This window comes from Serratia sp. CoH_134_PS_4 (assembly GCF_058190535.1).
Genome location: NZ_JBXWKI010000001.1, coordinates 512129 through 526342, shown reverse-complemented (window position 1 = coordinate 526342; position 14214 = coordinate 512129). Strand labels below are relative to the sequence as shown.

The window sequence follows — 14214 nt, the reverse complement described above, 5'->3', positions numbered from 1 at the left end:
CGTGATTGGCCGTTATGGCTCACTGCGCCATTGAATGATCGCCGGGGCCGTACTCAAATCAAATTGGTTTTGGCCGAGAACCCGGTTAAGAATGCGGGCGGCTCGCCAGGCCATCAGGCTGAGCTGGGGATCGGCAATACCGTGGTGATGCATGCTCGCATTGACGGCAAACAAACAGTTCTCATGCGCCCCTTCCTGCTCAAGGGTAAAATCTGGGGCAATACGGTACTGCCCGTCATCCGTGGTTGAAAAACGTTCGGACAAGGCGTCAAGAAACACGGGGCGGGCCTGTTCATAGCCAGTAGCAAAGATCACCACGTCCACATCAAAGGCTTCCCGCCCCTGATCCAGATGGTGTTCCGTCTCTAACTGATAAAAATTATCTTTGGTGTTAAGGGCCGTCACTGAACGGCTGGGAAGCAGGCGTACCCATCGATTATTCTGAAGGACATCAAACTGGTGATACATGGCGCGATAAATGGCCAAAAGCGACTCGCTGGTGATCCCATCAGACGTCATTTTTTGTTCGCGCAGCATGTGTTGTTTGGCTGAACTGCCGAGCGTGTAGAAATTCTCAACGTAATCAGGCGTAAAGTACTCGTTAGCAAAGGCAGCTTCGTCCAGCGCGTTGTAGTTGTTACGCCGAGATATCCAACTTAATTGTTCTGGTTGGCCCCATTCCCCCTGAAAAATATTGAGGAACAGATCGGCCCCGCTTTGCCCCCCGCCGACAATTGCCACACGCTTCCCCTTCAGATTGGGTTTGCGGAACATCATTTCACTCGCGTGGAAACACCGATCATTTTGCTGGGTCACACAGTCTGGCAATTTGATTTTTTTGCCAATACCGACACAGACATGCTTCGCGTAAAACACATCATTCTGGGTGGTGACAACAAAATGCCGCTGATTCTCATCAAAACTCACGGTCTGGACGTCCTGGTTGAATGCCAGCGACGGCAGGCCCGTTGCCGCCCAACTGAGATAATCGGCAAACTCTTCGCGCGAAACGGTGTGTTGCTCTGTATTGAGGAAACGGTAAAATTTCTTTCTTTTCACCAGATAGTTGAGAAAACTGTAAGGGTTGGTGGGCGCAACGGCCGTCACCAAATCCTTCAAAAAGTTGGTCTGCATACTGCAGTCCGCCAGGATCATGCCTGGATGCCAAGAAAAATGCGGTTTACGCTCGAGGAATTTGCAATTAAACCCTGCGATTTCGCTTCCAAGTGCCGCAATGCTGAGGTTGGACGGACCGATGCCAATACCGATAAAGTCCAAACACTGGTTCATTGAGTGTGCTCCTGAGTGAATAATTAGATTTATAGCGCTCTATTTGTGGCCTTGGAAATAACGCAACTATCATCATGCATGGCATTAGGATAATTACCCATCAAGGCGAAAGTCTTAATTAAAATCGACACCATTACCCTTTTCCCCACGCGTCATACCATAACGGTCATTGGGCAGGGTATTATAATGGTCATAGCATCCCGTCATCTCACGCTCACAAAAGAGCCAACATATCTTACTTTTGATAACTCACTTTCATTTTAAATAGACGTTGCAGAGTCATGAAAAAAGAATGCTTAGGGAAATGATCTTGAGGAAATAAAAAACAGGTTAACAAAGGATTTCATAACATGTCCCTATGTTAATCTCCCTATTCCACATAGCATCATCCTTAATGAGACATTGCCTAACCAGACTAGCGCTAAAGCGGCTGCCTGGCATGTGAAAAAAGATAATATCAACGCCCTTCCGAGCGTTGTTAATGTAAAATTAAAAGTGAAATCGTAAAAAAATCATAAAACTTCACTTTTGTTTAAGCTTCATTGTAGATATGCCCCATTAATGGCATGCATCACAAAATACAAACATTCATTTATTATCAATGATTTGCAATGAAAAACAAATGAATCAGGAGACCTTCGGTCCCTGACACGGCGAGATCTGTACAGATTCCGCTCACTTACGCCTTGTCTTGCACATTTTGCAAAATTTTCTCTTGCTGCGATGCGATGTAGATACTTAATTGACGGAAATAAACGAGCGAAGCCTGTTCCGCTAAAAAAGAGCAACGACTAAGAATACAAAAGGAACATTTCGTGCGATTTTTTATCCATCACTCAGGCGTAGGATTTTTAATTTCCAGTAGTTTCCTTGCTAACATAGTTCCAGATCTTGCTGGATAACCAGACCGTATTTTAATCTTTGGTGTAAGAAGCAATGGTGAGAGTGTGTTGTGATTCGGTGCGTATTGCAGAGTGGCCATGAATTATGGGTAAATATCTGAAGGGCATTCCCCGAACACAATCGCTGTATTCGGGAAAATGCGTGATGGTTTAATCAAAACTGGAGGCGTCAGGCCATTGGTATATCCGAGCCTCATAAGGGCGTAGGCATTGTTGCTCATCATGATGACAATAATTGCCCAATAACCGTTGCCCCTTATCCAAGGCCAACACGTGCGGATCTATCTGCAAAGATTCGCGACTCAAATTGCACAACACCAATACCTGCCGCTCATCCAGGGTGCGGGTGTAAGCATATATTTGCGGGTGTGCCGCCAGGAGTAATTGGTATCGGCCGTAGACCCACACGGGATCCCGTTTACGCAGCCGAATTAACGCCCGGTAAAAGTTCAGCACTGAATCAGGTTCTTCTCGCTGACGCGCCACGTTGATTTGCGCGTAGTTGGCATTCACCCTAAACCAGGGTTCGGCACGGCTGAAACCGGCATTGGGACCGTCGTCCCATTGCATCGGCGTACGCGAATTATCGCGCCCACTGCGGCCCAGAAACGCCAGGATGTGTGCCTCGTCCATCCCTTGCTCGCGCAACATGGCAAAGCGGTTTCTGGCAGCAACATCGTTAAAATCAGCCAGGCCGTCGAAGCGGGTGTTGGTCATCCCCAGCTCCTGTCCCTGATAAATAAAGGGGGTTCCCTGCATTAAAAAATACATCGTGGCGATGGCGGTAGCACTTTCGCGCCAATACTGCTTATCGTCGCCCCATTTCGACACCACGCGGGGAATATCGTGATTTTCGACATACAGTGCATTCCATCCTTTCCCTTCCAGCAATGTCTGCCAGCGGGTAAAGATGCTTTTTAGCCCCATCACGTCCATGCCTGCATCCGGCGCCTGCTGATGCCGTGTTTCCCACAGCTTGACGTGCTCAAACTGGAAAATCATATTCAACCGGTGATGCTGTTCACCCACCCAATCTTCGCCCTGCTCTGCCGAAGCACCGTTCATTTCCCCCACGGTCATGATGTCATAACGGTTGAACACCTGTTCACACAGGTCATCGACATAATCGAGCAGGCCGTCATAATTCAGGTGACGTTCGAACGACGGCACGTAACGCAGGCCCAGCGGGTTGGGCATATCCGTCAGCCCCGGCTGCTTTTTCATATGGCAGATGGCGTCGATACGGAATCCATCAATGCCCTTATCCAGCCACCAACGCATCATGTCGTACAGCGCCGTACGCACCTCTGGGTTCTCCCAATTCAGGTCAGGTTGACGTTCAGAGAACAGGTGCAAAAAGTATTGTTCACTGCCAGGATCATACTTCCAGGCCGAACCGTTAAAAATGCTCTCCCAGTTGTTGGGTTCCGCCCCTTTTTTACCGTCGCGCCAGATATACCAGTCACGTTTGGCGCTCGATTGGGATGATCGTGACTCAATAAACCACGGGTGTTCGTCAGACGTGTGGTTCACCACCAAATCAAGTATCAACCGCATCCCCCGCGCATGCACCTCTGACAGCAGACGGTCAAAATCCTCCATGGTGCCAAATTCCGTCATTATGGCCTGATAATCACTGATATCGTAGCCATTGTCGTCGTTTGGCGAACGATACATCGGACAGATCCAAATCACGTCTATGCCCAGCCACTGCAAATAATCCAGCTTGGCCGTAATGCCATTCAGATCGCCAATACCGTCCCCGTTGGAATCCATAAAGCTGCGCGGGTAGATTTGATAAACCACCGCCTGTTTCCACCACCGAACCTTTTGTCCGCCGCCCATATCCCGTTTCCTTTACTCAATTAATGCGTCTTTTCCGACGCCAGAATGCGCTGAAACGCCCGCCCCTGACGATCGAACAGATAACAACACTCCACTGGCAGGCGAACGCCCACGGTATCACCGGCCTCAATAGCCGAGCGTTCAGGGTTGCGCAACACCCAGGGTTCGCCGGCATTGCCGTTATCCAGATAGAGGTAGGTTTCATTGCCCATGTGTTCAACAAACATCACTTCGCCTTGAAACTCGCACTCCGCATGCTCCCCACCGCGAATATGTTCCGGACGAATGCCGACGTTTACGCTCTGGCCTTCTGCCTCAGCGGGTGTAGCAATCGGCAGCACCAGTGCCTTGCCGTTATCCAGCTCGACCACGCTTTGGCTTTCACCGGCGCGCCGTAAAATCGCCGGGATCAGATTCATCTTTGGCGACCCGATAAACTGTGCGACAAACTCGTTGGCCGGCTGGTCATAAAGTTCCAGCGGCGTGCCCACCTGTTCAACATGGCCTTGGTTCAACACCACAATGCGGTCTGCCAGCGTCATGGCTTCCACCTGATCGTGGGTAACATAAATAATGGTCGACCCCAGCCGCTTATGCAGTGAAGCCACTTCCATACGCATTTGTACCCGCAGCGATGCGTCCAGGTTGGAAAGCGGTTCATCGAACAAAAATAATTTGGGCTCGCGGACAATGGCGCGACCAATAGCAACCCGTTGCCGTTGCCCACCGGAAAGATCTTTCGGTCGGCGTTCCAACAAGGGTTCAAGTTGCAAAATACGGGCGCTGTCGCGCACGCGTCGGTCGATCTCTTCGGCCGAATGGCCCGCCAACTCCAGTGCAAACGCCATGTTTTTATAGACACTCATGTGCGGATAAAGCGCATAAGATTGAAATACCATGCCAATGCCGCGTTCTGCCGGCGTATCGTCGTTGACGTAGTGACCATCGATATACATGCCGCCGCTGCTGATCTCCTCCAGCCCAGCGATCATCCGCAACAAGGTGGATTTTCCGCAGCCGGAGGGGCCAACAATCACCACAAATTCCCCACTGTTGATGTGCAAATCCAATGACTTAATGACCTCTGCGTTAGCGCCATAGCGTTTTTGCAGTTTTTCCAGCGTGAGTTGCGCCATATTCCTCCCGTTCGCATCGCAGTTGGCATTAACGGGGCGCGAGTTCACGCCCCGTTATCCGGCTTATTTCAAATAATCGAGCCACGGGCTCTGGCGTGAGATCATCACATCGACCAGTTCAGGGATTGCCCGGCATTTGTCGTTGACCGAATCCACCAGCAGTGCCTGGATCACCAAATCGCGCGAGCCTTCAATCACTGCATCGGCGGTCAGATCGTGGATAGCAATCTGGTTACTGAGCAAGCCACCAATGCCTGCAGGCATATCCACTTTTATGCCATGCACCCCTTTGCGATCGATAATGGCCGGCACCTCGACGGCAATGAACGCCGGCAACTGTTTAATAAACCCCAGGTTGGGGATATTCACCGCCGACTCTTCATAGCCGGAATCCGTCAAGATCCCTTCCATGATCGGCACCACGCGTTCTTTCAGTTTCAATTCGATTTTCGGCTGCACATGGCCCAGGTAATTGCGATAGAAGGTGTAGAAATCGAGGATGCCGCGATGATCGCTGACCTCATTCGCCCAACGAATATACTCGCCAAAGTGGCTGTCGCCGGTGATTGGCAAGTGATGGAATTTCTCCAGAATCTCTTTAAACAGGGTGCGATCGGCCCAAGAATAGGCACTGTCTTTGCCACCCAGCGCCTCTCGCTCGGTGCTGCCTTCTGTCTGAACCCATGTGCCGTGAGTACGGGTGTAGTCCAGGATGTCGCTGTAGCCTGGCAAACGGGAAAAATAGTCCGGCGCCTTGGCTCGCACGTCGCCATAAGCATCTTGACCACTGTCTTTGTAGCTGGCCTCCAGCAAGACGCTAAAGTGATTGAGCCCGGCGGCACGCAGCGTGAGATTGTCGAATGACGTTCCGAGCATTTCCGGCAGATAGCGCTCAAGCGACGCAATTTCGTGACACATACCGACAAAATTGAGCTGCGGGAAGCGGCGATACACGGTAGTACAAATGCGACTCATCGGATTTGAGTAGTTAAATACCCAGGCATTGGGGCAAATGTCGGCAACGTCAGCGCAAATGTCGAGGATCGGTGGAATAATCCGCAGCGAGTGGAACAAACCGCCAGGGCCGCCATTTTCACCGTACACCTGCTGAATGCCATACTGCTGCGGAATTTGCCAGTCGAGATCCCACAGCGCAAAGCGATCGCCCACTTCGATGGAGATAATCACAAACTCTGCGCCCCGCAGCGCGGTTTTACGATCGGTCGTGGCGCTCACCGTAAAGGGCAGATCTTCAGCGGCCAAAAAGTCCCGGGCCGTTTTCTCGGTCACCGCCAGTGCGGCCGGGTTGATGTCGTGCAGCACAATCTCACTGCCGTACAGCGTTTTGCTCTGGAAGATATCCCCCAGCGTGCCGTAACCGAATTGCGCACTGCCTGCTCCCACTAAAACGATTTTTGTAGCCATTACTTTTCTCCTGCTTCAGGGTTAATCGAAAATCAGCCTTTTACTGCGCCGTTGGTTAATCCGCTGACGATTCGGCGCTGGAAAATCAGAACCAGTGCGATGATCGGCAGTGTGACGATGACCGAGGCCGCCATGATGGTGCCCCAGGGGAGTTCGAATTGAGAGGCACCCTGCAACATGCCGATCGCCACAGGGACGGTGCGCTTGCCGCTGGAGATGACAAACGTCAGGGCAAACATGAATTCATTCCATGCGCCGATAAATGCCAGCAGTCCGGTGGTCACTAGCGACGGCCCCATAATGGGTGCAAAGATACGGGTGATGATGGTCCAGGTGCTTGCGCCGTCGACAATCGCCGCCTCTTCCAATTCTGCCGGGATCGCTTTCATAAAGGTGGTCAGTACCCAGACGGTAAAGGGCAATGAGAAGGTGGTATAGGACAACACCAACGCCCCGAGGGAGTCATACAGCCCCATAAAGCGCACCAACTCGAACATGCCGGACAGTACCGCCACCTGCGGGAACATTGAGACGCACAAAATGGTGAACAGCAGATATTTGCGACCGCGAAAACGAATGCGCGCCAGGGCAAACGCGGCGGTAATCGATACCAGCAGACAGATGCCGACCGTCAGCGTTGCCACCACGATAGAGTTCAACAAGCTGCGAGCAATGCCGTTATCCATCAAGGCTGTCAGATAATTGCCCCAATTCAGGTGGCTCGGCAGATAGGCAACCTGGAACAGGTCCTGCCCCGAACGCAATGAGGTGATCAGCGCGTAGTAGAACGGAAACAGACAGATGATGCTGGCCAACGCGGCGCTGGCGAATATCAGTATCTTATGACCCTTTTGTTGCTGTTGGCGGCTCAGTTTCATGCCTGTTTCCCCTTGTCATTCAGGCGACTCAGCGTGAGGAAACACGCAGCGATGCCCGCAACCATCATGAATACCAACACGGAAGCTGCCGAGCCGGATCCCATTTCCTGATAGCTGACCATGCGATCGCGCGCATAGCCGGACACGGATACCGTGGCCTCGCTGTTGGAGGTCAGCACATAGATCAGATCAAACACCCGCAATGCGTCCATGACCCGGAAAATCAGCGCGACGATCATCGCCGGCATGATCAGCGGCAAGGTGATGCGGCGAAACCGTTGCCAGGCATTGGCACCATCGACCCGTGCCGCCTCGTATAAATCCCCCGGGATCAGTTGCAGCGCGGCCAGCAGCATCAAGGCCATGAAGGGTGTGGTTTTCCAGACATCGGCAATCACCACCACCCACATCGACAACCCCGGCTCCGCCACCCAGGCCAATGGGGTCGAGATGATGCCGGTCTTGAGCAGCAGGTCATTGACCACACCGTACTGATCGTGAAACATCCAGCCCCACATTTTGGCGGACACGATGGTCGGAATGGCCCAGGGCACCAAAATCGCAGTGCGCACGAGCCCCTGGCCGCGGAATTTCTGATGCATCAGCAACGCCAGCAACATGCCAAACACCAGCTCCAATGACACCGACAGCAGGCTAAACCGCAGAGTATTGCCTACGGCCAACCACCACAGTGGATCCGCCAGCACGCCGTAATGATGCCCGCCCTCGGTCAGGTCCAGATAATTGGCAAAACCGACAAACCGGTAGTCATCTGGCGCATCCAGCATGGCGTCGGTAAAGCTGTAAAACAGCGTACGCAGCAGCGGCCAACCCGCGACGACTGCCAGCAACAGCATTGCCGGTGCCACCAAGAGCCAGGCGATGCGACTACGCCGTTGCTGATGATTCAACGTGCGGCGCCTGGCGGAACGTTCTGCCTTCGGTGCCGGGGCCGCCGTTAGGGATAAAGCGTGCGTCTCGCGTTTCATGCGTCTGACTCCAACGGTTAATGGGGATTGCACTGCCTTCAACGCCATCCTCTGGCTTTAATCCGTTCCAGTCGCTGTTGTAAATCCGCCACAGCAGTGACACCGTCACTGTCTCCGCGCAATACGTTAAACGTGGCGTTGTAGATCGCTTTCGAAACCTGCGCGTACTGCCTTTTGGTTTGGGTTGCCGGGCGTGGCATTGCCTGCGCGAAGATGCCTTTGAAATCGGCTAAATACGGTGCCTGTGCCAGGACCTGGGGATCGTCGTACAATGCCATCCGTGACGGTGCCAGGCCCATTAATGCCAGCGCCCGTTTTTGCGATTCGGCATCGCTGACAATTTTCAGCAGCGCGATCGCCGACTGAGGGTGCTTGGTATAACCGTTGATTGCCCACTGCCAGCCGCCTAATGCACTGACGGACTCACCTTCAGCGCCCTTCGGCAGCGGCGTTACGCCGACCTTGCCACGTATTGCACTGCTGCTGTCCTGCGCCAATACGTAGGCGTAGGGCCAATTGCGCATAAATAACGCATCGCCGTTTTGAAACACCGCCCGCGACTCTTCTTCCATGTAGCCGAGTGTGCCCTTTGGCATAATTTTGCCTATCCATCCGGCGGCCATATTTAATGCCTGTGCGGCCTGTGGATTGTTGATGGTGATATTGCCCTGGGCATCAATAAAACTGCCGCCGTTTTGCGACGCCACCCACTCGAGTGCGTTGCACGTCAGACCTTCGTAGGATTTCCCCTGGAACACGAGTCCCCAAAAATTCTTATGGCCGGCGGCACGCTCCCCCTGTTGAATACGCGTCGCGATGCGGGTCAAGTCGGCCCAGGTCGCCGGGGGCTGCTCGTCGTATTTTTCCAGCAAGTCCTTGCGGTAATAGAGTGCGCCACTGTCCAGATAGGCCGGTACCGCTTTAACCCGGCCATTAACCACATTGTTTTGCCAGGCGGCGGGGAAGAAATCCTGCTTGATGTCGCTCACGCTGTCGGTCAGATCCAACAGATGTTTGTTCAGCACGCCTATCCACACGGTATCGGCCTGGAACAGATCGATAGCGCTGGAATCTTTGGCGGCAAACAGCTGCTGAAATAACGACAGCTTTTCATCGGAGGCCGGGGGAAGATCGATAAATTCCAGGGTATGGCCGGTCTGAGCCTCAAAACGTTGCTTGATCTCATTACAATACTGACGCCCTTCTTTGCTGGGCGCACACTGCATACGCAGCGTATCGGCCAGCGTTTGACCGGACATCAGCGCCAGTGTGGCGGCAACCATACTCGGTATCAGTCTTCTCATTGCGTCCTCTCTGGTGGCGGCTGGGAATACCGGCATATCCCCGTCATACTTGAAGCTGCATCTGTGTTGGCTGCACCCGCGCACTCCAGTCACGTAGTTGACTAAGCGCCTGGGGATTTACGCCCTTGCCGCCTTGATGCAACGCCAATTATTTTGGGTATAGCAGCAAAACTATCGAAAGCGGGTCATTGGCGGAAATCGTTTTTCATCGCTACGATATAGAAACTTTCTATATCACCAGTGGAAAATATGATCGTGGACAAAATTCTGCGGCAGTTTATCGAAGTGGCAATGTTCAAAAATGTGAGTCATGCAGCAAACAAACTTTGTTTGAGTCAGCCGACATTGACCCACAACATGAAGAAGCTGGAAGAGAACCTGGGAGTACAGCTGCTGGAGCGCACCTCAACGGGCGTGAAAACCACCGAATACGGTGACTTGCTGCTGGAGCAGGCGCAAATGATGCAGCGAATTTACGATAATACATTGATTAAAATGGCGTTTATCAAAGCACGTCAAGAGCAAAGCCTGCGCATGGGCACAGGCCATGCGTGGTGGTACATGTTCGTGCGTGACAGCTTCAATGCTTACCGTAAGTTACATCCGCTGGTGAATATTCATATTGATCTGGGCAACCATCTGCGTTTGATGGATCTGCTGTTGGGGGGCGATATTGACTTGTTCATCGGCCATGAAATTCAGGGATTGAATCCCAAGGCCGGCATCAGTTTTTTGCCGTTATTTAGCACCACCGACAGTATGTTTGTACGACGCGGGCACCCGCTGCTCGGTAAACCGGTAAGCCCGGATGCGTTGCTGGATTATCCCTGCGTTGAGTTGACGCCAGATGAAAGTCGCTATCATCATATCGTGGAGGATATGCAGCCGAAAAAGCTGGCACGTAACCGTCTGCACCTGGCGGAACGGGTGATTTGCTCAACCAACTCGATGATGTCGGCCGTAGATATGATCAATGATTCCGATGCAATTTTGTTAGCGTATCCCTCCTGTATGGCGGGCTACTTTGCCGATTATGGTATTGAGCCGCTGACGTTGATTCAACAGGGCCAACGCTGCACCGTCGGTATTTACCTGATGCGCGAAAAAGCGGATGCCCCCCATCTGATGCAAATGCAGGCGTTAATGCAGCAGCATCTGGAGCAGATCCGCCCTTTGTTGGTGTAATTACTTTTCGCCGCTCAATGCGACCAGTGCCTGATATAACGGCCGGGCATTCCCCGGTCCTACCACCAACTGATACTCGGTGGTCCGCTGTGGCGTTTCTACCTCCAGCAATACTTTAACGCCTGTCAACTGCGTTATGCTTTGCCGCTCTAACCTTGTGCTATCACACAGTTCTGCCCTGACACGGCTGGCACAGTAACGCAGTTTGGTCAGGTTTTCTGCGCCGCCCAAGGCGGCAAGTACCGCTATCGCCAACTGTTGTTTTTCCATGATGCCTCCTCAAAAAAATTGCCCTATGCCACCGCAGCATAGGGCCGCTGAGCGGCCGAAGTGAAATTGGTTTATTCCGGAGTGATATAGATAAGTTCTATAACGCATGATCGGACGCTCTCGGCGCCTTGCAGTGCATATACTTAAGAATGTGTTCAGATCGGAGGTAACTGAGATGAAGGCAATGCTCCCCCTGTTTTTGATCCTGATGCTTTCTGGCTGTATCGGTAAAGGTGGCCCACAGGACGTGCCGCCACCGCCGGTGCATAATGATCCACAGACCTGCAATAATACCGGCGCCAGCGCCAACAGCGATTGCTCCCAATCTGTGGTGCCCGCGATGCATTAAGTGACCTCGGCCCACCTTTCACGGTGGGCCTTTGTGCCACCGGCAGCTTACGACGACTGCTCTTCGTCGTTAGCCATATTTCTCGCCTGCTGCTTCATAAATACCACTTCCTGCGGGCTGGACATATTGACCCGTTGCGCGCGCAGCAGTTTGAGAATATTGAACAACAGCTCGCTTTTGGTGGCCCCAACCATGCGCGGACTTGCCACATACCCGGTCACACTAAGGATGATGCCATCCGGGCCGAGCTGGCTGAAACGCACATAGGGCGCAGGTGCCTCGAGAATAGCGTCATACTCTTGGTAGGCACTCAACAAAATATTACGTACCTGTTCCGGATCGATGTCCGTTGGGAAGGTCAGCGCAATCGTCACTACCCCCTGTGCGTTGCCCATCGTCGCGTTACGGACGTTTTGTGAGATTAACTGGGAGTTAGGGACAATCATTGTCGAACGGTCACTGAGTTGAATCTCGGTAGCACGCACGTTAATACGGCGCACATCCCCTTCGACACCGCCAATACCGATCATATCGCCGACTTTCACTGGCCGTTCGGTCAGCAGGATCAAACCGGAAATAAAGTTCTTCACGATCTCCTGCAAACCAAAACCGATACCGACCGATAGCGCACTCACGATCCACGCCAGATTGTTCCACTGAATACCCAACGCAGCCAGGGTGATCAAAATCAGTAACACATAACCAACGTTACTGAATAACGTGACCAACGAGGCACGAATACCGATATCTGAAATGGTTTTCGGCAGTAATTCCTGACTGAGCCAACGCTGCGTCACTCGCAGAATGTAGATGCCAATGGCCAGGCAAATAACCGCATTAATCAGGTTACCCGGCACAATATTCAGCCGCTGTAATCCTTCACCACTCAGGATGGCAATAATTTTTTCGAGCAACGAGTTCGGCGTGGTGGTACCAAAAGAACCGTTAAACAGCGAGACGATCATCAACAACAGCAGAGAACATTTGGCAATGGCGGTGAAGATGATGGCCATTTGTTCCAGATGACGGTCTTTAAAGTTAAAGGACTTTTTGAGCATCTTGCCACTGGCGGTCTGCGGCGAAAAGATTGCGCCACACAGATCGGTCGCAAACAGCAGCAGAAAATAAAACGCCATCAATACCAGAGCTATCCAGATCACCTGATAGGTCAGGAAACGGGCGAACGCGATATACCCCACCAACAACGAGAATAAGATCACTACTGAGCATACCAACGTGCCCATGTGCAGCAATCCGCTGATGGTTGAGCGTTTCTCTACATGCTCGCCCTGCTGTTCCAGCTTACGGCGGATACGCTGAGAACGTAGCGGCATCGCCAGCAATACCATGCCGATCAAGCCAGCGACCAAGCCATTGCCGAAAATGGTGGTGCTCAGGCTGGCGCTGACCACGTTATTGATCAGTTCCACGGTACCAAACGCCAGTGCCAACCCAGCCAATAGCGGTGAAAAATAACGCAGCCCGGAAGCAACGGCATCATCCATCGAGGCCAGGCGCCATGATGGCCGATTGAGCGACAGTGTCGCACGTCCCAGCCCGGCAATCAGCGCACAGAAGATCCCCAACCGGTTAAAGCCTTCGGCGAAGTCCTCGAGCATTACCGGCAGCGGTTGCACGCGGGTAAAGGAGATATACAGCAGATTTAACGCAATACTGGTGGTGATCACGGTGACGGTGACGGTCATCAGCGCCATAAAGCTGCGGCGCAAGCGCCCGTCCGGCAGAAAACGAATACTTGCCCAAGCCAGAAAACGCTCGGAGAAGTAACGCCCCCACGACCAGATAACCACGGCCAGTACCAGCAAACCGAGAGTGCCGTAACGCGAGTCCTCTTGCCAACTGGCGTCCCAGGCCTGTTTCATCGCAGCATTAAATTCATCCAATCGCTGCATGTCACTGTCGGAAGGCTGCACCACCGGCGACCAAAACTTGGCGCCCAGCACGCTGCCGGTGTTCAACGCCAACTGTGTTTTGAACGCCACACGACGCAGATCGCTGATTTGTTGCCCAAGGTCGAGCACGCTGGCTTTCATGGCCTGCGCCCGTTTTACCGCATCGTCGAGTTGCTTTTTGCTGTTGTTCAAACCATTGCGCTGCTGCACCACGGCTGCGGTTTCTGCCATCGCCCCAGCGGCCGGCGGTGGGCCTAATACATCGAGTTGCGCCTGCAATTTTTCCTGCGCCGGTTGCAGTTCGGTCGCGAGCTTGTCCAGCCCAGCGGCCAGATCGTCGGTGACCAGCTTCAGCTTGCTGAGTTGGTTATCATTATCCGCCTTGGAAACCTGCTGTTTAATGCTATCCAACTGTTTCTGGTAGTTCTTTAGCGCGGTAGCAGGATCCAGCTGGACTTCGGCGGCAGGGGTATCATCCTGTGCAGCGACGCTGGTCAGCGGTGCCAACTGCAAGCCAAACAGCAGGAACAGGAAAAGAAGAATTTGACGGGGCTTTAACATAAATTCATTGCTCGGCATTTGCATGATAGACAGACGACGCAGGCGGGTCGATATACACCGACCCGCCTGGCTAATCATAAACTGTAGTTATGATAACTGCTTAATCTCCGCTTAAATATCAGTATTACTCCCATTCAGCACGATTATTGATGCCGCCCTATCACTCG

At 52.7% G+C, this 14214-nt stretch carries 11 protein-coding genes; 2 read left to right on the top strand and 9 right to left on the bottom strand.

The window, feature by feature from the left end; genetic code table 11:
• Positions 1 to 12 precede the first annotated feature (12 nt).
• The 7 genes from AC2FCQ_RS02470 to AC2FCQ_RS02440 all read right to left on the bottom strand — a co-directional run bounded on the left by AC2FCQ_RS02470 (position 13) and on the right by AC2FCQ_RS02440 (position 9769).
• On the bottom strand, positions 13 to 1290 hold the full coding sequence (locus AC2FCQ_RS02470) for a lysine N(6)-hydroxylase/L-ornithine N(5)-oxygenase family protein (RefSeq protein WP_490307485.1): 1278 nt from the start codon (positions 1288 to 1290) through the stop codon (positions 13 to 15).
• Positions 1291 to 2342: 1052 nt separating this feature from the next.
• A complete protein-coding gene (locus tag AC2FCQ_RS02465) occupies positions 2343 to 4037 on the bottom strand; it encodes a glycoside hydrolase family 13 protein (RefSeq protein WP_490307484.1) in 1695 nt (564 codons plus the stop codon).
• Positions 4038 to 4057: 20 nt separating this feature from the next.
• A complete protein-coding gene (locus AC2FCQ_RS02460; RefSeq protein ID WP_209633552.1) occupies positions 4058 to 5173 on the bottom strand; it encodes an ABC transporter ATP-binding protein in 1116 nt (371 codons plus the stop codon).
• Positions 5174 to 5236: 63 nt separating this feature from the next.
• Positions 5237 to 6598 (bottom strand): family 4 glycosyl hydrolase, encoded by a 1362-nt coding sequence (locus tag AC2FCQ_RS02455; protein ID WP_490307483.1) that lies wholly within the window; start codon positions 6596 to 6598, stop codon positions 5237 to 5239.
• 32 nt (positions 6599 to 6630) lie between these two features.
• Complete coding sequence (locus AC2FCQ_RS02450) at positions 6631 to 7476, bottom strand: carbohydrate ABC transporter permease (RefSeq protein WP_209633556.1); 846 nt, start codon at positions 7474 to 7476, stop codon at positions 6631 to 6633.
• The gene (locus tag AC2FCQ_RS02445) at positions 7473 to 8465 is read right to left on the bottom strand and encodes a carbohydrate ABC transporter permease (RefSeq protein ID WP_490307482.1); all 993 of its coding nucleotides are present in this window, start codon (positions 8463 to 8465) and stop codon (positions 7473 to 7475) included. Before AC2FCQ_RS02445 ends, AC2FCQ_RS02450 begins: the two co-directional genes overlap by 4 nt.
• A 38-nt stretch (positions 8466 to 8503) precedes the next feature.
• The gene (locus AC2FCQ_RS02440; RefSeq protein WP_490307481.1) at positions 8504 to 9769 is read right to left on the bottom strand and encodes an ABC transporter substrate-binding protein; all 1266 of its coding nucleotides are present in this window, start codon (positions 9767 to 9769) and stop codon (positions 8504 to 8506) included.
• A 249-nt stretch (positions 9770 to 10018) separates the two neighbouring features.
• Here AC2FCQ_RS02440 and AC2FCQ_RS02435 point away from each other — a divergent pair, with 249 nt between their 5' ends.
• Positions 10019 to 10954, top strand: coding sequence for a LysR family transcriptional regulator (locus AC2FCQ_RS02435; protein WP_209633562.1), 936 nt, complete (start codon positions 10019 to 10021; stop codon positions 10952 to 10954).
• Here AC2FCQ_RS02435 and AC2FCQ_RS02430 read toward each other — a convergent pair whose 3' ends face one another.
• Entirely contained in the window at positions 10955 to 11224 is a 270-nt protein-coding gene (locus tag AC2FCQ_RS02430; protein WP_490307480.1) for a PTS sugar transporter subunit IIB, read from the bottom strand.
• A 175-nt stretch (positions 11225 to 11399) separates the two neighbouring features.
• Between AC2FCQ_RS02430 and AC2FCQ_RS02425 the strand changes: the two genes are divergently transcribed.
• Positions 11400 to 11573 carry a hypothetical protein gene (locus AC2FCQ_RS02425; RefSeq protein ID WP_490307479.1) on the top strand — a complete coding sequence of 58 codons (174 nt, stop codon included), beginning with the start codon at positions 11400 to 11402 and terminating at the stop codon, positions 11571 to 11573.
• 47 nt (positions 11574 to 11620) lie between these two features.
• On the opposite strand, the gene AC2FCQ_RS02420 is transcribed toward AC2FCQ_RS02425, so the two are convergent.
• Positions 11621 to 14047, bottom strand: coding sequence for a DUF3772 domain-containing protein (locus AC2FCQ_RS02420; protein ID WP_209633567.1), 2427 nt, complete (start codon positions 14045 to 14047; stop codon positions 11621 to 11623).
• Between the last annotated feature and the right edge of the window lie 167 nt (positions 14048 to 14214).